A 20,144-nucleotide genomic window follows, 5' to 3' on the forward strand; every position below is an offset into this window, starting at 1 on the left:
GAGTTGGTTATGCACCAGAAAATAGTAAAAGTCGGCAATATCGAAGTCGCTAACGATCGTCCATTTGTACTGTTCGGCGGAATGAATGTTTTAGAGTCTCGTGACTTAGCAATGAAAATGGTTGAAACCTATGTTGAAGCTACTTCAGCATTAAATATTCCTTATGTTTTTAAAGCGTCATTTGATAAAGCTAATCGTTCTTCAATTAACAGCTTCCGCGGTCCAGGCCTAGAAGAAGGTCTGCGTATCTTTGAAGAGATCAAAAGCACCTTTAATGTGCCGATCATTACCGATGTTCACGAACCTTACCAGGCAAAACCTGTTGCAGAAGTTGTGGATGTTATTCAGTTACCTGCATTTTTAAGCCGTCAGACTGACCTTGTTAAAGCAATGGCAGAAACTAACGCGGTTATTAATGTGAAAAAAGCACAGTTCTTAGCACCGCATGAAATGAAGCATATCATTACCAAATTCAATGAAGCAGGCAATGATGAGATCATCCTGTGTGAACGCGGCAGCTGTTTTGGTTATAACAACCTGGTGGTTGATATGTTAGGTTTCAGTACTATGAAAGAAACCGGCTACCCGGTTATCTTCGATGTGACTCATTCATTACAAAAACCAGGTGCGCGTAGCGATAGTGCTGACGGCCGCCGCAGCCAGGTTGTACAGCTTGGTTTAGCCGGTATGTCACAGGGTATTGCCGGTCTGTTCTTAGAGTCTCATCCGGATCCTGCTAACGCTAAGTGTGACGGACCGTGTGCGCTTCCTCTTGATAAGCTGAAACCATTCCTGTCACAGATGAAACAGATGGATGAACTGGCAAAAAGCTTAGATATTATCGACACTGAGTAAATTTTATCAATAAGCCGTTTATCAGCAGCACGACACGTCTGTTTATTATTATCGCGTCGTTATTCGGCGCGTCAGGCGTGGCCTGCGGTGCTTATGCCAGTCATGGTTTAAGCGCCTGGGCATCTCCCGTACAGGTTGAATACTTCCAGTTAGCTGTAACTTATCAGCTGCTGCATGCCATTACCCTGTTAGCGGTAAGTCTGCTGTCTGTTTTTATCTCCAGCCGGTTATTAACGGCGAGTAAAATTGCTTTTGTAACAGGTATCTGTTTCTTCAGCGGCAGTTTATATATATATGTATTGACCGGTACTAAGATACTCGGGGCGATAACGCCAGTCGGCGGATTACTCCTGATTGCTGGTTGGCTGTTACTGCTGCTGAGTTTATTAAAAGATAAGAATATTAAAAGTTCAGATTAGTCTGAGCTGTTTATCTCATTGCCATACTTCGCGTGGCAATGCAGGCTTTAAAGATTGTCTCGTCCCCATGCTCTGCGTGGGAATGCAGACTTTAAAGATTACGTTCGGCAGTGTCTGAACAGAGATAAGTATGTTAGATCTCGTTCCCATGCTCCGCGTGGGAATGCAGACTTTAATAGAGTTAGTTTTATCTCGCTGCCGTGCTTTGCTCAGCAGTGCAGAATTTGTCTCGTTCCCATGCTCTGCGTGGGAATGTAGACTTTAAAGATTACGTTCAGTAGTGCCTGAACAGAGTAAGTATGTTAGATCTCGTTTCCATGCTTTGCGTGGGAATGCAGACTTTAAAGATTACGTTCAGTAGTGTCTGAACAGAGTAAGTATGTTAGATCTTCTTCCCATGCTCCGCGTGGGAATGCAGACTTTAAAGATTACGTTCAGCCATGCCTGAACAGGCAAGTATGTTAGGTCTCGTTCCCATGCTCTGCGTGGGAATGCAGACTTTAAAGATTACGTTCAGTAGTGTCTGAACAGAGTAAGTATGTTAGATCTTCTTCCCATGCTCCGCGTGGGAATGCAGACTTTAAAGATTACGTTCAGCCATGTCTGAACAGAGGTAAGTATGTTAGGAATTTTATTATATTGTCGTCCGGGTTTTGAAAATGACTGCGCAAACGAAATACAGGATAAAGCAGGCGCTTTAGAAGTATTTGGTTTTGTGAAAACTAAACGTAACAGCGGTTATGTTTTTTATCAGTGTTATAACCCGGAAGAAGTGGAAGGTTTATTAAAAAGTATCAACTACAAACAGCTGATCTTTTCCCGTCAGTTAATTGCTGTAAAGGCGTTTGTAGAAGACTTACCGCTGGATGATCGTATCAGTCCTATTTTAGAGGTAACGCGTAATATGCCCCTGGGCGGTGATCTTTATGTTGAAACGCCTGAAGGTGATGAAACTAAACCTCTGCTTACTTTCTGCCGTAAATTTACCGTGCCCCTGCGTCAGGCATTAAAAAAACAGAACAGTTTAACGGCTAAAGAAAACCGCAAAAAACTGTGTTATCACTTATGCTTTTTAGATAACCAGTCAGCTTATATCGGCTTTTCTGTGCCCCATAACCGCAGCGAATTTTATATGGGTATTGCCCGCTTACGTTCGCCAAGTGAAGCACCAAGCCGTTCAACTTTGAAACTTGACGAAGCGATTCAGATTTTCCTGACACCGCAGGAGCAGGAAGAGCGTATGCATTCCGGAATGCGTGCTGTTGACTTAGGCGCCTGTCCGGGGGGCTGGACTTATCAGCTGGTGCGGCGCGGATTGTTTGTCACCTGTATTGATAACGGTGCCATGGCGCAAAGTCTGATGGACAGTGGTCAGGTTACTCATTATATGGTTGACGGATTTAAATACGAGCCTGAGCGTAAAAACATCGACTGGTTAGTCTGCGACATGATTGAAAAACCTAAACGTGTAGCAAAACTGATGGCGAAATGGTTAATTGAAGGCTGGTGTAAAGAGACCATCTTCAACCTGAAATTACCCATGAAAAAACGTTATCAGGAAGCCTCTGAAGACTTAAAAATATTAACGGATATGCTCGAGGAAGCCGGCATGAGTTATCAGCTTCAGGCTAAGCACCTTTACCATGACCGGGAAGAGATTACTGTGCATGTCAGTCTGCAGGGAAATGTCTGGGGTAAACAGTTAGGCAAGTAAAACCGTTAGAATCAATCAATAAACGCCGCTTGAGATAATTATGCGGCGTTTTTTTATCTCTCCCTGCCTCCCATTAAAATCCTCTTATAAAAACTTCAGAACATCCTAAAGAGACTATGCTGTCATACAGTTATTAATAATATTGACCTGCGTAGTGAAAATATCGGCTAAATTAATTTATTATATTACAGTGTGTTAAAACTCATGGGCAGCAGACTTCGACAACCCAAATGCTGCAGACCTAACAGGCAGGGAATAAGTGGACAAGATAAAAAACAAAAGTTTGCTGGCTAGATTTACAGCGGTGATTTTACTATTAATAATCGCCTCATCGGTGTCAATTTCGTTTTATTATATTGAAATGATTAAAGCAGATCATCGAACGCAGATTGATGAGCTTCGCAATGCACAATTGTTAACAGCAAAAACACATGTTAAAGATCAGGTGGAGGAGCTGATCGATTTTATCGCATTTCAAAGGTACAGTAACCGTAACCGGGTTAAAGCGGATCTTCAGGAACATGTTGAGCAGGCGTTATTAATTGCCGAGAATATTTATTATCAGAACCGGGCAGACAGTTCACTTGAAGAAATTAAACAATCGGTTATCAATGCATTAGCACCTGTTCGAGGGGGCAGTGACCAGCAGCGTTATTATTTTATTTATAATAGTGACGGTTCACCTGTGCTGGATATTTCAATATCCGGCAAAAGCGGACAAAAAAGCGAGTTTTCACAGGCCCTGCGTAAAAAAATGACCACTGCAGTTAAACAGCAGGGACGTGTTCTTATGCAGGAAAATTTAACCGCCGCCGATCTGAGTAGACAGCCTGCTTTGATTTTTATCAAGCAGTTTAAAGCACTGGGCTGGTATATCGGCAGTTTTGAGTATGAGTCCGATATTGAGCAGCGGACCAAGCAGAGTATTCTCGATAAAATTAATTTCAAGCGTGAAAGTTCAGATTATATTTTTGTGTTTGATAATCAGGGAAAATTTATTGCGCATCCTGAACTGACTGGTATGCAGCACCGTAATATTTCCGAATTTTCAGATATCAGTGGTAACAAATTACTCAACAGCATTAATAAGGTGATTAATGAGCAGTATGGTGGTTTTGTACAATATTCATGGATGAACCCCGTTACTGATAAAGTGTCGACTAAAACCTCTTACGTGCAGTCCTTTTCTCCCTGGGGATGGACGGTGGGCGCCGGCACCTATATCGACGAAGTAGACTCGTATATTGCTGATTTCGAATCGGAAATGGATAAATCACTACATCGTATTATGCTTGGTGTGATGACTATTACGATGCTCTTATTAGCCGTATTCCTAATGGTCGGCCTGGGTTTTAAAAACAGCCTGGAAAGAGATATGCAGCGTTTTATTCATCTATTCAAATTAGCATCTACTAAAAACAAGCTGATTGTAAAAGACAGTTTAAAATATTCAGAATTTATTACTCTGGCACATTATGCCAATAATATATTAGAGGCGCAGATCGAGGCGCAGAATGAATTAATCGAACATGCAACCGTTGACAGCCTGACCAAGGCTTTTAACCGTCGTCAGTTTATGTCTTTGTTCAGGCTGGATTATCAGAAGGCCGTTGAATCTAAAAATGATCTGGTGTTAATGCTATTAGATATCGATTTCTTTAAATTAGTTAATGATAATTACGGTCACCCATGCGGTGATTTAGTGCTGCAGAAATTTGTGAATATTTGTAAAAGCCAGGTTCGAAAATCTGATTATCTAGGGCGGGTAGGCGGTGAAGAGTTTGCCCTGTTATTACCTGATACGAATATTGATGAAGCGTTGATGATTGCTGAAAAACTGCGTCAAACTATTGAAAATGCAGTATTCACCTGTAAAGAGTGTTCATTATCAATTACCGTTAGTATTGGTCTCAGCAGTATTATCGACCAGCCGTATCATGATGAGTCATCCATGTTTAAACAAGCCGATGCATATCTCTATCAAGCCAAAGATTCCGGGCGGAATCAAGTCTGCAGCCGTTTATCTTAACTCATGGCAGATTATTGGAATTGCGATCATTAAAAAAGGGTTTGAACCCTGTGGCTCAAACCCTTCCAAGTTGTGTACTGCTATGTTTTGTCTGGGTAATTACCAGCCTTTAACAACGCCGCCTTTGAAGATCTCTTTGGCTGCCGTGTAAACTTCTTCTGACTGGTACGCTTTAACAAATGCTTTTACATTTTCAGCATTAACGTTGTTCTCACGAGCCACGATAAGGTTTACATAAGGAGACTCTTTATCTTCAACAAATATACCGTCCTGCTCTGGAGATAAGTTAATGCTGCTGGCATAAGTCGTATTGATAATTGCCAGGCTGACATCATCAAGGGAGCGCGGCAGCTGTGCGGCTTCTAACTCAACAATTTTCAGATTCTTAGGACTGCTGACAATATCCAGTACAGTTGCTGTCAGGTCTGCACCATCTTTTAACTTAAGCAGGCCCTGCTGCTGAAGAAGTAGTAAAGCACGGCCTAGGTTTGTCGGATCACTTGGTACTGCAATCTGGTCGCCGTCTTTTAATTCATCAAGCGAGCTGATTGTTTTTGAGTAACCTGCAATTGGGTATACAAAAGTATTACCTGCAATAGCAAACTTATAATTACGATCTGCTACCTGTTGATCTAAGTAAGGTTTATGCTGGAATGCATTCACATCTACAGAGCCTTCTTCCAGTGCCGCATTAGGTGTGATGTAGTCTGAAAAAGTCACTAGTTTAACATCTAAGCCGTACTGCTCTTTTGCTACTTTAGCTGCGACCTCTGCAACTTGTGCTTCTGCACCGGCAATAACACCGATAGTGATTTTACTCTGATCAACAACAGCTTCTTTTTCGCCGCAGCCGGCAAGTGCCAGTGTTGAAGCTAAGCCTACAACTGTGAAAATATTTTTAAGATTAAAGGTCATGATATTTCTCCTTTTCAAGGTAAGCCCTGATTTTTTGTTTTAATAAAATTGTTTAACGATGATCAACACGTTTAACGATGATCAACACGTTTAACGATGATCAACACGTTTAACGAGATGATCACCAAGTGATTGAATTATTTGTACAAGAACTACCAGAATGACCACAGTAATAAACATGACTGTGCCGTCAAAACGCTGATAACCATAACGGATACCGACATCACCCAGTCCGCCGCCGCCCACGGTGCCGGCCATTGCTGAATAACCCACTAAGGTTACTAAGGTAATGGTGACGGCATTAATAATGCCCGGCAGTGCTTCCGGAAGCAGCACTTTAGTAATGATCTGCTGCGGTTTAGCGCCCATTGCCTGTGCGGCTTCTACCAGACCTGAAGGGACTTCTAATAATGCGCCCTCAACCAGACGGGCAATAAACGGAATTGCACCTATGGTCAGCGGCACAACAGCCGCTGCTGTACCGATTGAAGTGCCCACTACAAACCGTGTAAACGGTATGATCGCAACCAGCAGAATAATAAAGGGAATTGAACGTCCGATATTAACTATGATGCCCAGGGATCTGTTTAAAACATGATTTTCCAGTAAACCGCCTTTTTTACTTAAGTGCAGTAAAACACCTAGCGGAATACCTAAGGCAAAGCCGATAAAACCCGAAGAAAAAACCATAGCTAAAGTCTGTCCCAGTGCATCTATTAATAAATACACCAGACGTTCATTAGCGGCCCACCAGTCAGCTGCTGAATTAAGCGACATAACCTAATACCTCTATTTCTACTTTATGTTCATGCAGAAAAGCGAGTGCCTGCTCTGCCGCCTGCTCTGTACCAAAAAATTCCGCCAGCATCAGGCCGAATTTAACCCCGCCGACATAATCCATATTAGAGCTGAGGATGCTGATATCGATATTAAACTGTCGTGCTACCTGACTGATTAAAGGAGCATCTACAGATGCGCCGGTAAACTCTAAACGTACCAGGGGATAACTGCCGCTGCTGCGCTGTGCCTGCATACGTGAGCGGTAATCTTCCGGTATCGACAGATCCAGAGTTGAGCGGATAAACTGGCGCGCAAGTTCGGTTTTCGGGTGAGCAAAAATATCACCAACCTGACCCTGCTCAACTAATTTTCCTGCGCCGATAATAGCTACCTCTGTGCAGATACCTTTAACCACCGCCATTTCGTGGGTGATTAATAAAATAGTTAAGTTCAATTCCTGATTAATTTTACGCAGCAGCTCTAAAATAGACTGCGTTGTCGCCGGATCCAGTGCACTGGTAGCTTCATCGCATAATAATACTTTAGGGTCAGAAGCAAGCGCGCGGGCAATGGCGACACGCTGCTTTTGTCCGCCGCTTAAGTTTGCCGGGTAGGTATCACTTTTCTCACTTAGTCCGACCAGCTCTAATAAACCGTCAACTTTAGTTTTTATTTCACTTTTAGCCATGCCGGCCAGCTCTAACGGCAGCGCGACATTATTAAAAACCGTACGTGACGACAGCAGGTTAAAGTGTTGAAAGATCATGCCGATCTTACGGCGGTTTAATGTTAATTCCTGACTTGAAAGCCCGGTTAAATCAACACCGTCAACAATGATACTGCCGCTGCTCGGGCGTTCCAGTAAATTAACGCAGCGGATCAGGGTGCTTTTTCCGGCACCGCTGGATCCGATAACCCCGAAGATAGTTCCCTGGGCAATAGTAAGGTTGATATCACTGAGCGCATTGATAACACGATCTCCCTGATAAAATACCTTATTAACTTCTTTTATTTCTATCATCAAATTTCCTGAGTTTGCTAAGAGTGACATGATTTTTCTGTCTGCATCGTGCAGAAAGCAGATGATTTAGCGTAAACAATGAAAAGGTACAAAGCCGTCTGGACGTCTAAGTGAGTAATGTAATGATACTAAGCCGTCTGGACGTCTAAGTCAACGACTAGTTAGAATCTAATTTTGATTAGTGCTTAAATATAAAAATAACAAGATAGTTGTAATTTATTTAAAGCAAAAAAGCTGTAGGGGGAGAGCTTCCTTGCTGTTTAGCGCCTTTATTTCGCGACGGGTGAAAATGTGCTGCATTTTATCTGTGAATCAGGGCGCCTGCAGATAACTCTGCAGCTCTTCACCTGGAATCGAACTGTCGGTGGCAACTGCGATAGACGCCCAGTATGCCCCTTGTTTCATTGCTTCTGAAATATCGTTTCCCGCAACTAGGGCGTTGATTAAACCGGAAGCAAAGGCGTCTCCTGCGCCTGTGGTATCAACAACTTCAGCAGGCACAGCTGCAGTATGTAACTGCGTGTCCTGCTGATAGGCAGCTGCGCCGTTTTCACCATCGGTAATAATAAAATAGCGTAATGCCGGGCCGGCAATCTGCAGACCGTACTGCCATATGGCGGCATTGTCGTTCCAGTCTGAGCAGCGCCCGGCCATATCTGATTTAGAAGAAATTAATATATGGCAGGGGCGGGGTCGTTCGTCTTTACTTAACTGTGCCACCACTAAGGTATGCTCAAGAGCTGATTCAGCCCATACTTCAGCACCGACAGCCGATGAGTTGATATAAAGAGCATGCCACTGCGAGAAATCAGGTGCCTGACCCAGTATAAACTGAGGACGCTGCGGGCGGATAATAGTTCTTTCTCCGTCTGGAGTCATAATCAGTAATAACTCCGGCGTAAGCAGATCATTACGCTGCAGCAGATGACAATCAAGGCCGCGCAGGCCGGCTTCCGCTAATAACCAGTCTGCGGTTTTATCATTACCAATCTGACTGACCAGACTGACATTATGTCCCGCAAAAACCAGACCTAATCCGGTATTCGCGCCGCCCCCGCCTAAACGGCGTCCCATATCGCGGTAGTGATGGCGCCCGCCGGTTGTGAGTGGTTTATCTAACTGCAGGACACGATCACAATTGAGATTAGCGAGTAAAAGTATGTTAGCCATATGAGTGTTCCATTACTGAATTTTACGATTAAGCAGCAGTAAATATATAGGGCACTGCTGAAGGTATTGTAGGTCAGATTCATTTTGCTTTTTTATTGCGATTATTGCTACTTATTATTGCTGTTGGTCAAGTAAATATCATTGTATTCAGTGCTCTATCAACATTGATAATATTCATATTAATAACTACGTTTAAGCTTATGAACTAGCCTTTTTTGCGCTTATTACAAAAGGAAATTATTGTGAAAAGTATTAAAGCTATTTTTGTAGTACAAGTTGTTGTCGCAGTTACGCTTGTTTTACTGCTTTCATCCTACCTTAAATACAATGACTTTAAACAGGATTTGTACAGCAGTCTAGATCTGGATATTAGCAATGCCGCAAGTCGACTGACCGTCAGCCTTCCTCGGGCAATATGGGATTTTGATTTAGATACTGCCCGTTTAGCTATTTCTGCTGAGTTGAAATTACCAGAAGTCACTGCAATTAAAATTCTTGATAATCAAGATGCAGATGTACTGTTTCTGATGCCGAATGCAGATAACGTGGATGAACTTGCTGTTGACGTTGAAAACAGTTCATTATTCCCCGAAGAAAACTCGGTTAGTGAAGCGCTGGTTTTTATTGAAGACGGTGAAGAAAATGACGTCGGAAAAGTTGTTGTTTATTTTGAGACCGCTTCATTAGAGGCTAAGTTAAGTGCATCCTTATACCGCAGTGTAATTGAACTGCTGATATTAGACATTATTATTTCTCTGCTTATTATTGCGGTGCTGGCATTTGCAGTATTAAGGCCGTTAACCCAGCTGACGGAAAGAATTCAAAACCTTGCATCGGGTGAAGGTGATTTGTCGAATAAAATTCCAGCCGCTAAATTAAAAGAATTTCATGATATAACGGAAGGTATCAACGAATTTACCGCTTCACTGCGCACCATTGTCTGCGAAGTCACTGAATCATCTGGTCTTCTGGAAGACCGTGCCAGCGCCAGCGGTGAAATGGCGCGTGCCAGTGCGGAGCGCTTAAGTCAGCAGAAACATCAGCTTACCACCGTTGCCACGGCTGCTACTGAGCTTAATCATTCGGTGGGAACCGTTACTGATACAGCGGGTCAGACTGCGGATGAAGCGTCAACCGCGACAGCTCTTGCCGGTGAAGTGTATGTTGCAATAGAAAGTTCTGCGCAGGAAATTATCAATATGCGTGAAGAGATGAATAACGTAAACACCGAAATGCATAAACTGGTTAATGAAGGTGAAAAAATATCAACAGTGCTTAATGTGATTAACGATATTTCCGGACAGACTAACCTGCTGGCGCTAAATGCTGCCATTGAAGCTGCCCGGGCTGGTGAGCAGGGGCGGGGGTTTGCCGTGGTGGCCGATGAAGTACGAAATTTAGCGGTAAAAACCGGGGAATCTACAGAGCAGATTCAGAAGAACATCTCTTCTCTTGACAATGCTACTAAATCGGTAGAAGCAGAGCTTACCCGTATTGCCAAACTGTTAGAAAAAACAGCAGAAAGAGTCAGTGAATCTCAGTCTTCAGTCAGTGAAGTCAGTGATCTCATCACCCATATTTCCGATAAAAGCAGTCAGATTTCTCAAGCAACCGAAGAGCAGAAAAGGGCTGTGGAAGAGATAAGTCAGGCAATTGTTGAAGCTTCGGAAGCATCAAATATGGTATCCGACGGAGCGACGAAAAATGCGCAGCGGACAGATGAAGTGCTGAAACTAAGTAACAATATTGCTGATCAAATGTCGAAGTTCCGTACTTAACGTTAAATTAAAGAGGTTACATATGAGATACATTCTGGTTTTTATTACAGCACTGTTAAGTTCTTTTGCCGCCTGGGGAAACAGTGTTACAGCTGCGCAGGATCCATGGCCTCCTTTTGTAATGAAAGGAGCAGTTAACAACCAGGGAATAGCGATTGATATTGTCACAGCCGCCCTGGCTAGCCAGGGATACCAGGTAAAATTCAAAATTATGCCCTGGTCCAGAGCGCTTAACGAGGTTAAAGAAGGACGCATTGATATTCTTCCTGCAACCTGGTTTACTCAAGAAAGGACTAACTATTTAACTTATAGTGACAGTTATCTTGAAAACAGTCTCAAGTTTATTAAAAAAGCAGGTGACAGCTTTGAGTTTGACGGCATCTCCAGCCTGAATGGTAAAAAAATTGGTATTGTCAGGGGCTATGGTTATGGTGATGAGTTTTTAAATGCGGGGAATTTTTCCCGTCCTGAAGCCAATGATTTGATTGCTAACCTTAAAAAACTCAAAGCAGGGCGCATTGATCTTACCCTTGAAGATGAGCTGGTCGCTAAATCATCGATAACCGATAAAGGCTTGAATGCTGCAGATTTTTCATTCACCAGTAATGCACTTTCAGTTAACCCGCTGCATGTTACATCGGGCAAAGCAAACCCAAGAGCCGGCGAGTTGATCAGTGCCTTTAATAAAGGGCTGGCGGCCATTAAAAGTAATGGTAAATTTAACGAAATTCTGGACAGATACGGTATTAAACAATAGATGTTTTTTAACCTGCAGGGGCTTTTACACCGGCATTTTCGATAATACGGATGCCGGTCAGCAGATCAAAATATAAAACTTAACTGTCTTTGCTGAATTCACGACTCATTTTAAAAGCAAAAGAGGTAACATAAGCTTCCATCTGTTGAATCTCCTTATCCATATCGCCTAATTCACGGCTCACATTTTCTAATATCTGTTCGGCAGAGTGGCCTGACTGCCAGGATTTCTTCTTAATATTATGTGCCTGATAAATGCTTTGGCGCCATTCTCGTTTTTCCGGCATTTTATTTAAAATAAAATAAGCCGCGATATATGCCAGAATTACAAAAAATCCCGCAGAGAAGAGAAATGCAGATACGACAATAAGCCGTACCAGCCATATTTCAACGGAAAAGTACTCTGCTATTCCGGCACAAACACCGCCTAATTTAGCGTTTTTAGGATCACGATAGAGTGTCTTTTTTTTCATTTTTCTCTCCACTGCGGCGCTTCATTATCCAGGATCTGCTCTAACGCTTTGATGCGTTTCTGCATCTGTTCGGTACGGTTTATTAGAGCCTGCAGGTGCTCCTGATCTTTCTCTGATAAACCTTTATTGGTCTGTTTACGGCTGCGGTACTGTAAGATCAGCCACAGCGGTGCGACAAAAATTAAAAATATGCTCAGTGGGACCACAATAAAATCCATAGGAATTCCTTAAATAATTTATGCGAACAGGTATTACTTATTAATATACACGGCAGTGCTGAAGTTATCATTGCTGTTATTAAATATTATTGTTTTTATTAACTAATTTATTATAGATAGAATGAATATTCTGCGGGCGGGCTGAACGGGAAAATACAATTCTGTAATCCAGATACTTGAAAAACACTGTTGCTGAACTATTTGAGATGAAAGCATACTTTTTTTGTAAAAATAATTACAAAAATTATAGCAAAAATACGCAATAAGAGCTTTAATCAATACGGGGCTTTCGTTGAAATTATCTTTTGTATGGAGGTTTATTGTGAAAAAACCATTACATAGCAGAGTGTTTAGCTATAAAGAGTTGTCTTCAAAAGGGCTGATAACAGACTTAAAAGAAGCGGCTGGATGTGAGATAAAAAGAGTATGTCGTATAGCCTGCGGTAATTGTCCTAATGTAACTGCAGGAATAAAATTGGATGAGGTACTGATTGTCGGTTTGAAATCTTACTCAGTAATAATTACGGATGCAGAACGTGATGATCTTAATATATTTCTGAGTGCTGAAAACATCGATGACTGGCTCCATGATCATCACCTTACTCCCCGAAAAAATGTAGTGCACCCCGCTCTTACTTCGTAGTACCTCACGAATTCATTTTTTACCTGCACAGGGAAGTGTAGGCCTGCCGACCTGTAAACAGACAGATAAATATACCCCTTAAATTTTTTATACCATTCCACTTAATTAAATGGTCTGAAATTACGCCGGAAAAATGCATGACAGCAAGGCGGAATGATATTATTTAACCATGAAAAGCCACAAACCAGTTAATAATCAGTGCGTTCGCCAGGTCGATAAAGAAGCCGCAGACCAGAGGAACAATAATAAATGCGCGATGGGCCGCGCCGTACTGCTGTGTTACTGCGGTCATATTAACGATTGCCGTAGCGGTTGAACCTAGGGTTATGCCTCCAAAACCAGAGCTGATAACCGCTGCTTCATAATCTCTGCCCATAAATCGATAAACAATAAACAGAGTAAAAGAGATTGAAAGCAGGGCCTGCAGGAACATTACGCTGCTTAAATAAGCAATTGCGCTTTGTAACTGCCATAACTGCAGAGCCATTAATGCCATGGTAAGAAACATGCCTAAGCAGACATCTGAAATCAGCCCTAATCCCTGCTGTGCATTATCATCTATTTTTTTCTTTAGTATTAAAGAGTTAAAGTTACCTATAAAAATCCCGGCAATTAAACAGGAAACAAACATCGGCAGCTGCAGCCCTGTTTCTGCGATCAGCATGTCCAGTAAATAACCTAATATCAGGCTGATATTGAGAAGTAACCAGGCCAGTAAAACCCCGAAATAATCTAATTTCACATGATCGTGATGGCTGATACCAATATCTAAATGCTGTTCATTGCTTGGAGTTAATTTATGGCGCTTGATTAAGTGATTTGCAATCGGGCCGCCCATTAAACAGGCTAGTATCAGACCGATTGTATTACTGGCGATGCCGATTTCGGCAGCCCCTTCTATGCCCATTTCAGCGTAAGCTGGAGCCCATGCCATGGTGGTGCCTACTCCGCCAATCAGAGAAATTGAGCCCGACATCATGCCGATTAACGGTTCAAGCCCGAATGCACTGGCAACACTTATGCCGATGATATTTTGTAATACAATGTAAATGACCGCCAGCAGGGTCAATAGCAATAGTGGTTTACCGCCTGCGATCAGTGTTTTAAAGTCGGCATTCAGGCCGATGCCGGCAAAGAAATACAGCAGCAGAACATCGCGGACTTCTAAATCAAAATTAATTTCAATTCTAAACAGGTAATAAAACAGTGCGACCACTGCCGCACAGACGAAGCCGCCGATAACCGGTTCCGGAATACTGTATTTACATAACAGCGGCGATTTGAGTGTCGCGTACTTGCCTATAAACAGTAAAACAATTGCGATGGTGAAGGAGACAAATCCTTTGATCGTTATTATTTCCATATTCATCCTGCTGAAATTTCAGTTATTTCAACACCAGTATTGCAGCGTTTAAGATATTTGCGTTGTAACGCTCTATAAATAAGCTCTGTTATTGGACTTTAATCGCAAAATTCATTAACTGTATCCACTTTTTTACTGCTGCATTTAACATAGAGTAAATAAAACGGGGTAGATCAGCTTTTAACTATATTATTATCTTTATGTTGTCTTAAGTCTGCTTCCAGCACCTGGGCTATATCTTGTTCATACTCCTGCAGTGAGCAGTAACCTAATGCGCGCCATAAACCCTGGTAGTTGACACCATAAGTTTTTATTACCAGCAGCAGGTAACTGCGGCGGTTTTGTGCGATATGCCGTTTAATGTAAGCGCTGAATAATTTCATAATTTTCTCCTCGTGTTGTTGATGATTTGACTGTAGCTCTAAGCGCATAGGTAAAATAATGCTATCCCGCACAATATAAGTACTATTCCGTCAGTGCCTGTTAAATGCTCTATATTCAAGTACTATTGCGCCGCTAAGTAGTACTATTTACTCATAGTATTTAAGTCTGAAATCGGAACTGTAATAAATGAAAGCAACAATTGAAAAAGTACCGCAGCGCTTAGGCACGTCCTGGCGGTATAAAAAAATTATCGAGTCGAATAAACCCTGTGACTGGCACTTTCATCAGGAGTTTGAGCTGGTTCTGCACCGCCACTTTAAAGGGCAGGCATTTTTAGGTCATTATCAAGGAGGCATTGAGCATAATCATCTGCTTCTGATTGCACCTGATATTCCGCATATGTTTGATTCAGTGGGAAATACAGGGGATCACTGTGAAACACATGTTTTCTGGTTCAAGCGCCGCTGGATTGAGAATATGATGTTTAATTGTGTGGAGCTGAGAAAGCTGGATATGTTATTAAAGCGTGCTCAAAAAGGGCTTTTATTTTCTGCTGAAACGGCAGAAAAGGTATTTTTACTGGCGGATAAAATGCTGAGCACTTCTCCTATCGGTCAGCTAGCAGTTTTGCTGCAGGTGCTGGATACACTGTGTAATGACAAAACTTGTAAAAGTCTGTTGTCTTTTTCATCGCCCCCTAAAAGTGTGCTGGATAAAGCAGAGAAAGAAAAAATTGAAAAAATCTGTTTTTACATTGAAGAGAATTTTCATAACCCTATCAAACTTAGTGATCTTGCAGAGTTTATGTACAGCAGTGAAAGTACGATTCATCGTATTTTTGAACAGCATTTTAGCGAGAGTTTTGGAATGTATTTGAAAAAGTTGAGGCTCAACCATGCTGCAGAGCTGCTTACATCATCAAATTTAGCGGTCAGTCTAATTGCAGAGAAAGTCGGATATCGTAATCAGGCAAACTTTAACCGTCAGTTTAAGTTATATAAAAAACTGACTCCGCGTGCTTACCGCAATGAGCTTAAACTGGCGGTTAAGGTTTAATCAGACAGAGCGCAGACTTTTCTATTAATAATAGAAACTTAGGTAGATAATTATGTTACCTTCAAACTCCGCTTAAGCTGATTTACCGCAATAAAATTATCAGTAATATAAGCAAAAATGAATATCACTCAAATAATAGAAGAACCTCTCCCATGCAAAATCTTGTCCAGCGTTTCCTTAATTATGTTTCTGTTGATACCCAGTCTGATGATCAAATTACCACCTGCCCAAGCTCCTGCGGCCAGCTCAAGCTTGCTGAAATACTGAAACAAGAGCTGATCGCCGTCGGCCTTAGTGATGTGGTGCTGGATGATAAAGGTTATTTAACGGCTAAACTTGCCGCCAATGTTGATTATGATGTGCCGGCTATCGGTTTTATTGCACATATGGATACTGCGCCAGATGCTTCGGGAAAAAATGTCAAAGCGCAGATTGTTGAGCATTACCAGGGCGGCGATATTGTTTTAGGCAGCAGCGGACATGTATTGTCTCCGGAGCAGTTTCCAGATCTTAATGAACTGCACGGCCAGACCTTGATAACAACTGACGGCACAACTCTGTTAGGGGCGGATAATAAAGCCGGTATTGCTGAAATTATTACTGCCATGATCACCTTAATCGAGAGACCTGAAATCAAGCATGGTGATATCTGTATTGGTTTTACGCCGGATGAAGAGATCGGCCGTGGAGCGGATCTGTTTGATGTTGAAAAATTCGGTGCTGAGTGGGCTTATACGATTGACGGCGGGCCGCTGGGGGAGCTGGAATATGAAAACTTTAATGCATCGTCTGCCGTTGTGACCTGTCTGGGGGTGAATGTACATCCAGGTACGGCAAAAAATAAAATGGTTAATTCAATGACGACGGCCGCCGAATTTATTTCAAAAATGCCGGCTGAGCAGACGCCGGAAGCAACAGAAGGTTATCAGGGATTTTTCCACTTAACGGATATGAAAGCGTCGGTCGCTAAAACTGAACTGAACTATATTATTCGTGATTTTGATTCGCAGCAGCAGCAGTCACGTATTGAGTTTATTAAGGCACTTGCCGCTGATCTCAACAAGACTTTGGATAAAGGCTCTGTTGAGATTGAAGTCACTGAAAGTTATCGTAATATGCGTGAAAAGGTTGAACCCTTTGCGCATATTATTGATTATGCGCAGCAGGCCATGATCGCTTGTGATATTAAGCCGGATATAAAACCTATTCGCGGCGGTACAGACGGTGCGCGTTTGTCATTTATGGGGCTGCCGTGTCCGAATATTTTTACCGGCGGTTATAATTTTCACGGCATTCATGAGTTTATAAGTGTTGAAGCTATGCATAAAGCTGTTGAGGTAATTGTTAAACTAGCTGAAATCACCGCTGAATCAGAGAAACCAGTATGCTGATTTCTTTCTCTCAGGGAAAAATTATTGCCAATAACCGTGAAATCATGATCAAGCTGAGCGGGGAAGCGAGAATTACTCTGCAGGCTCAGGTTGATGAAATAACCCTTATCGGCAGTGCTAATGTTATTACCGCTCTCGGCAGCGGTATAAACTGGTCTGTTTCTCTGGATGATAGTGAGCAGTTACAAACCGTTGCGCAGGAAACCGGTATTGCGGTTCAATACCGCTAATTTATCTTTTGGAGAGGCGCTGTTTTTTGATTAAGCGCTTTGAAAAAGTTTGGGATTTTAAAATGGCCAAAAAATTTTACGTAGTATGGAAAGGCAGAGAAACCGGCATTTTTACCGACTGGGAATCATGTAAAAGGCAGGTGGATAAGTTTAACGGTGCAAAATATAAATCCTTTAAAACTGAGCAGGAAGCCCAGAGCGCTTTTAATGGTGAGTCTTTAATGCCGTCTCAAAAAAATAATAAAGCCTCTGGTGCTTCTGCGGTTAAGAAAAAAACATCTGCCCGGACTGTTAAAACTTATACGGCAGGTGAAATTGCCGCTATGTTAACTGAGACAAAAATATTTACTGACGGCGGCTGCGATCCTAATCCCGGTGAGTCAGGTTCCGGTATTGCTGTGTATCGTGATAATGCACTGGAACAGCTCTGGTACGGTTTATATAACCCGCAGGGAACCAATAACAGCGCGGAGTTGAATGCATTACATCAGGCACTGCTGATGGCAGAAGCTGAACTCGACAAAGGCAGATCGGCTGTTGTTTTTTGTGATTCGCAGTACTCTATTAAGTGTATTACCCAATGGGCGGTTAACTGGGAAAAGAACGGCTGGAAAAAATCCGGCGGTGAAATCAAGAATCTGCAGCTTATCCAGGAGATGTTCGTTTTATACCAGAAATTAAAAGACAAAATTCAAGTGTTACATGTAAATGGTCATGTTGGTGTTGAGGGTAATGAATTAGCTGACCGGATGTCAATATTAGCGATTGAAAGCAGGGAGCGTGCTTTTACCCTGTATAGCGAGGAGCTTGATATTCAGGCTGTTTTAGCAATGAGAGCTGGATAACGCTGCTTCGCAGTGCAGAAAAGAAGTGTTCACTATTAGAAGTGAGTGAACACTTTCATACTTACTTTCCGGCCGCTTTATTTATGGATATGAACATCCATTTGCGGATAAGGTATATTAAGGCCTTCTTTAGGGAATGATTTGTAGACATTTTCATTCATATCAAAGAATACTGCCCAGTAATCTGGTGCTTTAACCCAGGCGCGGACAGTAAAATTAACAGAACTGTCGGCTAATGCTGAAACGGCAATCAGCACGTCAGGATCTTTTAAGATACGCTGATCGGCATCGCAAAGCTGCTTGATAACCGCGCGAGCTTTATCTAAATCATCACCGTAGCCAACCCCTATTGTCCAGTCTACCCGGCGTGTTTCTTCAGTAGAATAGTTAACCATGGAGCCCGTTGATAAACCACCGTTGGGCAGAATAATTGTTTTGTTATCAGGTGTTTTTAAAATGGTATTGAAGATTTGAATCTGATTAACACAGCCGGTATGCCCCTGGGCCTGAATGACATCACCAACTTTAAATGGTTTGAAAATTAAAATCATCACACCACCGGCAAAGTTCTGCAGTGTACCGGAAAGAGCCATACCTACAGCTAAACCTGCGGCTGCTAAAATTGCCACAAAGGAGGTCATTTCAATACTCAGCATGCTAAGTACTGTAATACCGAGCATAACTTTCAGTAAAATTGCACTCAGGCTGGACAGGAATGGTTTTAAAGAGATGTCTACCTTACTTTTGTCCATGATTTTATTTAATGTGCTGATAAGGATTTTTATTACCCATATACCAATGACCCAGACCGCTGCTGCTGCAATTAATTTGGGGCCGTACTCCAGAACAAAGGTTTGCGCCAGATTAAATACTTCTGCTGTATCCATACATTTCTCTCTTTAAGTTATTAATTATTCGGATGTATATCTGCTGTACTTATTTTTGAATAATCCAGATTAACATGCTTTATTGATATTTATTTATTCTTATTTGAGTGATTTTTGTTTAGCTCTACAATTTTTAGCCTAAATCTGCTTTTATTCAAAGATGCACTTCACTTTATGCACATATTTACAATAAAAACTAATGAATTAATGGACTTAGCCGTTAAGAGCTGCGCTAAGTTCTTTTTTGATAATCAGCAGAGCTGCTGTGTTACTGTTTTTGGCCGGTTATTATTCTCTTTGCAGTTAGGGAGCTATAATTTTTATAGCGAATAGATAAAACAATCTATTTTCCTATGCTGCTGAGACCGATATTCATGCACAAGTTATGGCAGCGGTTTAACACTATTATTTCATTCACTGAACCGGGTATAAATTATGCGGGGAAAAATACTAATATTATTCTTTGTATCGATTATCTCTACTTTCTCTAACGTCTTGAATGCAGGGGATAGTCATGAACTGCAGCTGATAACCGAAGAGTGGGCTCCCTATAATTACCTGGACGGGAAGAAGATTAGCGGGTTTTCTGTGGAAGTCGTTCGGGCAGTTATGGAGGAATTAGGCGATGATTATCCGGTGCAGGTTTACCCGGCAGCTCGAGGTATACTGATGTTAGATAATATGCCTAATATAATGAATTTTTCTATTTTTCGTACTCCCGAAAGAGAGAGTAAATATAAATGGATAGGTCCGTTGTCTGACGATGCTGTTTTTTTCTACAAAAGAAAATATGAGCCGCGTATCTTCAGCAGCATAAATGATATTAAGAGTGTCAACGCAGTTTCTGTTCCTGCAAGCGGAGTGATCTTGTCTTATGTTGAGAAACAGGGGATCACCAGATTAACAAAGTCTCAGAAAAAAGAGCATCAACTGACTCTTTTATTAAAGGGCAGGGTAGATCTGTTTATTGGTGTGACTCCGCTTGGCCTTTCCTATTACCTTAAAAAAATTAATGCTCCCGCCGATTCTGTAGTAAAAACTCAGGTGAAGCTTTTACGCTTTCCGTTATACATTGCCTGTTCAAAGGAAATTCCAGACAGCGTTATAGATAAGTGGCAAAGTGCATTAAATAAGGTTAAATCCAGCGGACGCTATCAGCAGATTTATAATAAGTATCTGCTTAATAGACACTAATTTAATGATTTACAGCGGCTGAA

Annotated in this window: 21 protein-coding genes; 12 read left to right on the plus strand and 9 right to left on the minus strand. The window is 41.9% G+C overall.

Translation table 11 applies throughout. From position 1 onward, the window contains the following. The first annotated feature begins 9 nt into the window (after positions 1 to 9). The 4 genes from kdsA (at position 10) to G337_RS0114810 (ending at position 5,017) form a co-directional block, all read left to right on the plus strand. On the plus strand, positions 10 to 855 hold the full coding sequence (gene kdsA / locus G337_RS0114795) for a 3-deoxy-8-phosphooctulonate synthase (RefSeq protein ID WP_028864589.1): 846 nt from the start codon (positions 10 to 12) through the stop codon (positions 853 to 855). Between the two features lie 77 nt (positions 856 to 932). Continuing rightward, entirely contained in the window at positions 933 to 1,274 is a 342-nt protein-coding gene (locus tag G337_RS0114800; protein ID WP_245597665.1) for a DUF423 domain-containing protein, read from the plus strand. A gap of 619 nt (positions 1,275 to 1,893) precedes the next feature. Beyond that, entirely contained in the window at positions 1,894 to 2,988 is a 1,095-nt protein-coding gene (gene rlmM / locus G337_RS0114805; protein WP_028864591.1) for a 23S rRNA (cytidine(2498)-2'-O)-methyltransferase RlmM, read from the plus strand. A 259-nt stretch (positions 2,989 to 3,247) separates the two neighbouring features. Next, positions 3,248 to 5,017 (plus strand): sensor domain-containing diguanylate cyclase, encoded by a 1,770-nt coding sequence (locus G337_RS0114810; protein WP_028864592.1) that lies wholly within the window; start codon positions 3,248 to 3,250, stop codon positions 5,015 to 5,017. A 99-nt stretch (positions 5,018 to 5,116) separates the two neighbouring features. On the opposite strand, the gene metQ is transcribed toward G337_RS0114810, so the two are convergent. The 4 genes from metQ to G337_RS0114830 form a co-directional block, all read right to left on the minus strand. After that, entirely contained in the window at positions 5,117 to 5,932 is an 816-nt protein-coding gene (gene metQ / locus G337_RS0114815; RefSeq protein ID WP_028864593.1) for a methionine ABC transporter substrate-binding lipoprotein MetQ, read from the minus strand. A gap of 90 nt (positions 5,933 to 6,022) precedes the next feature. Then, positions 6,023 to 6,709 (minus strand): methionine ABC transporter permease, encoded by a 687-nt coding sequence (locus G337_RS0114820; RefSeq protein ID WP_028864594.1) that lies wholly within the window; start codon positions 6,707 to 6,709, stop codon positions 6,023 to 6,025. Further along, positions 6,699 to 7,733 (minus strand): methionine ABC transporter ATP-binding protein MetN, encoded by a 1,035-nt coding sequence (metN, locus tag G337_RS0114825; protein ID WP_028864595.1) that lies wholly within the window; start codon positions 7,731 to 7,733, stop codon positions 6,699 to 6,701. The genes G337_RS0114820 and metN overlap by 11 nt, the downstream gene beginning before the upstream one ends. Before the next feature lie 312 nt (positions 7,734 to 8,045). Then, entirely contained in the window at positions 8,046 to 8,903 is an 858-nt protein-coding gene (locus tag G337_RS0114830; RefSeq protein ID WP_028864596.1) for a PfkB family carbohydrate kinase, read from the minus strand. Positions 8,904 to 9,145: 242 nt separating this feature from the next. Between G337_RS0114830 and G337_RS0114835 the strand changes: the two genes are divergently transcribed. Together G337_RS0114835 and G337_RS0114840 are read left to right on the plus strand one after the other, a co-directional pair. Then, positions 9,146 to 10,681 carry a methyl-accepting chemotaxis protein gene (locus G337_RS0114835; protein ID WP_028864597.1) on the plus strand — a complete coding sequence of 512 codons (1,536 nt, stop codon included), beginning with the start codon at positions 9,146 to 9,148 and terminating at the stop codon, positions 10,679 to 10,681. Positions 10,682 to 10,703: 22 nt separating this feature from the next. Next, complete coding sequence (locus tag G337_RS0114840) at positions 10,704 to 11,438, plus strand: transporter substrate-binding domain-containing protein (protein ID WP_028864598.1); 735 nt, start codon at positions 10,704 to 10,706, stop codon at positions 11,436 to 11,438. 79 nt (positions 11,439 to 11,517) lie between these two features. Here the strand turns inward: G337_RS0114840 and pspC are convergent, their stop codons facing one another. Together pspC and pspB are read right to left on the minus strand one after the other, a co-directional pair. Next, positions 11,518 to 11,910, minus strand: a complete 393-nt coding sequence (pspC, locus tag G337_RS0114845; protein ID WP_028864599.1) for an envelope stress response membrane protein PspC — start codon at positions 11,908 to 11,910, stop codon at positions 11,518 to 11,520. Then, positions 11,907 to 12,128, minus strand: coding sequence for an envelope stress response membrane protein PspB (gene pspB, locus G337_RS0114850; RefSeq protein WP_019615059.1), 222 nt, complete (start codon positions 12,126 to 12,128; stop codon positions 11,907 to 11,909). The genes pspC and pspB overlap by 4 nt, the downstream gene beginning before the upstream one ends. Positions 12,129 to 12,450: 322 nt before the next feature. Between pspB and G337_RS0114855 the strand changes: the two genes are divergently transcribed. Next, positions 12,451 to 12,771: a hypothetical protein gene (locus tag G337_RS0114855; RefSeq protein ID WP_028864600.1), complete on the plus strand. Its 321-nt coding sequence runs from the start codon at positions 12,451 to 12,453 to the stop codon at positions 12,769 to 12,771. A gap of 163 nt (positions 12,772 to 12,934) precedes the next feature. Here G337_RS0114855 and gltS read toward each other — a convergent pair whose 3' ends face one another. Further along, positions 12,935 to 14,134 carry a sodium/glutamate symporter gene (gene gltS / locus G337_RS0114860; RefSeq protein ID WP_028864601.1) on the minus strand — a complete coding sequence of 400 codons (1,200 nt, stop codon included), beginning with the start codon at positions 14,132 to 14,134 and terminating at the stop codon, positions 12,935 to 12,937. A gap of 173 nt (positions 14,135 to 14,307) precedes the next feature. Beyond that, positions 14,308 to 14,517 (minus strand): hypothetical protein, encoded by a 210-nt coding sequence (locus G337_RS0114865; protein WP_028864602.1) that lies wholly within the window; start codon positions 14,515 to 14,517, stop codon positions 14,308 to 14,310. Between the two features lie 187 nt (positions 14,518 to 14,704). Between G337_RS0114865 and G337_RS0114870 the strand changes: the two genes are divergently transcribed. The 4 genes from G337_RS0114870 to G337_RS0114885 all read left to right on the plus strand — a co-directional run bounded on the left by G337_RS0114870 (position 14,705) and on the right by G337_RS0114885 (position 18,040). Next, positions 14,705 to 15,574, plus strand: coding sequence for an AraC family transcriptional regulator (locus tag G337_RS0114870; protein WP_028864603.1), 870 nt, complete (start codon positions 14,705 to 14,707; stop codon positions 15,572 to 15,574). A gap of 152 nt (positions 15,575 to 15,726) precedes the next feature. Continuing rightward, positions 15,727 to 16,965 carry a peptidase T gene (gene pepT / locus G337_RS0114875; protein ID WP_028864604.1) on the plus strand — a complete coding sequence of 413 codons (1,239 nt, stop codon included), beginning with the start codon at positions 15,727 to 15,729 and terminating at the stop codon, positions 16,963 to 16,965. Continuing rightward, positions 16,959 to 17,195 carry a DUF3389 domain-containing protein gene (locus G337_RS0114880; protein ID WP_028864605.1) on the plus strand — a complete coding sequence of 79 codons (237 nt, stop codon included), beginning with the start codon at positions 16,959 to 16,961 and terminating at the stop codon, positions 17,193 to 17,195. Before pepT ends, G337_RS0114880 begins: the two co-directional genes overlap by 7 nt. 62 nt (positions 17,196 to 17,257) lie before the next feature. Continuing rightward, on the plus strand, positions 17,258 to 18,040 hold the full coding sequence (locus G337_RS0114885; RefSeq protein WP_028864606.1) for a ribonuclease H family protein: 783 nt from the start codon (positions 17,258 to 17,260) through the stop codon (positions 18,038 to 18,040). Between the two features lie 77 nt (positions 18,041 to 18,117). On the opposite strand, the gene G337_RS0114890 is transcribed toward G337_RS0114885, so the two are convergent. Then, a complete protein-coding gene (locus tag G337_RS0114890) occupies positions 18,118 to 18,927 on the minus strand; it encodes a mechanosensitive ion channel family protein (RefSeq protein WP_028864607.1) in 810 nt (269 codons plus the stop codon). 435 nt (positions 18,928 to 19,362) lie between these two features. On the opposite strand from G337_RS0114890, the gene G337_RS0114900 reads away from it, so the two are divergent. Continuing rightward, positions 19,363 to 20,121: a substrate-binding periplasmic protein gene (locus tag G337_RS0114900; protein ID WP_028864608.1), complete on the plus strand. Its 759-nt coding sequence runs from the start codon at positions 19,363 to 19,365 to the stop codon at positions 20,119 to 20,121. Positions 20,122 to 20,144: the final 23 nt, after the last annotated feature.

The sequence above is a fragment of the Psychromonas aquimarina ATCC BAA-1526 genome (assembly GCF_000428725.1).
Lineage (GTDB): Bacteria > Pseudomonadota > Gammaproteobacteria > Enterobacterales > Psychromonadaceae > Psychromonas > Psychromonas aquimarina.

What these genes read in the sequence shown, in the direction of transcription:
- pspC (WP_028864599.1), bottom strand. Translation starts at nt 11,910, where the DNA reads ATGAAAAAAAAGACACTCTATCGTGATCCTAAAAACGCTAAATTAGGC.
- G337_RS0114890 (WP_028864607.1), bottom strand. Translation starts at nt 18,927, where the DNA reads ATGGATACAGCAGAAGTATTTAATCTGGCGCAAACCTTTGTTCTGGAG.
- gltS (WP_028864601.1), bottom strand. Translation starts at nt 14,134, where the DNA reads ATGGAAATAATAACGATCAAAGGATTTGTCTCCTTCACCATCGCAATT.
- G337_RS0114830 (WP_028864596.1), bottom strand. Translation starts at nt 8,903, where the DNA reads ATGGCTAACATACTTTTACTCGCTAATCTCAATTGTGATCGTGTCCTG.
- rlmM (WP_028864591.1), top strand. Translation starts at nt 1,894, where the DNA reads ATGTTAGGAATTTTATTATATTGTCGTCCGGGTTTTGAAAATGACTGC.
- G337_RS0114880 (WP_028864605.1), top strand. Translation starts at nt 16,959, where the DNA reads ATGCTGATTTCTTTCTCTCAGGGAAAAATTATTGCCAATAACCGTGAA.
- pspB (WP_019615059.1), bottom strand. Translation starts at nt 12,128, where the DNA reads ATGGATTTTATTGTGGTCCCACTGAGCATATTTTTAATTTTTGTCGCA.
- G337_RS0114820 (WP_028864594.1), bottom strand. Translation starts at nt 6,709, where the DNA reads ATGTCGCTTAATTCAGCAGCTGACTGGTGGGCCGCTAATGAACGTCTG.
- G337_RS0114840 (WP_028864598.1), top strand. Translation starts at nt 10,704, where the DNA reads ATGAGATACATTCTGGTTTTTATTACAGCACTGTTAAGTTCTTTTGCC.
- G337_RS0114885 (WP_028864606.1), top strand. Translation starts at nt 17,258, where the DNA reads ATGGCCAAAAAATTTTACGTAGTATGGAAAGGCAGAGAAACCGGCATT.
- G337_RS0114900 (WP_028864608.1), top strand. Translation starts at nt 19,363, where the DNA reads ATGCGGGGAAAAATACTAATATTATTCTTTGTATCGATTATCTCTACT.
- pepT (WP_028864604.1), top strand. Translation starts at nt 15,727, where the DNA reads ATGCAAAATCTTGTCCAGCGTTTCCTTAATTATGTTTCTGTTGATACC.
- metN (WP_028864595.1), bottom strand. Translation starts at nt 7,733, where the DNA reads ATGATAGAAATAAAAGAAGTTAATAAGGTATTTTATCAGGGAGATCGT.
- metQ (WP_028864593.1), bottom strand. Translation starts at nt 5,932, where the DNA reads ATGACCTTTAATCTTAAAAATATTTTCACAGTTGTAGGCTTAGCTTCA.
- G337_RS0114870 (WP_028864603.1), top strand. Translation starts at nt 14,705, where the DNA reads ATGAAAGCAACAATTGAAAAAGTACCGCAGCGCTTAGGCACGTCCTGG.
- kdsA (WP_028864589.1), top strand. Translation starts at nt 10, where the DNA reads ATGCACCAGAAAATAGTAAAAGTCGGCAATATCGAAGTCGCTAACGAT.
- G337_RS0114865 (WP_028864602.1), bottom strand. Translation starts at nt 14,517, where the DNA reads ATGAAATTATTCAGCGCTTACATTAAACGGCATATCGCACAAAACCGC.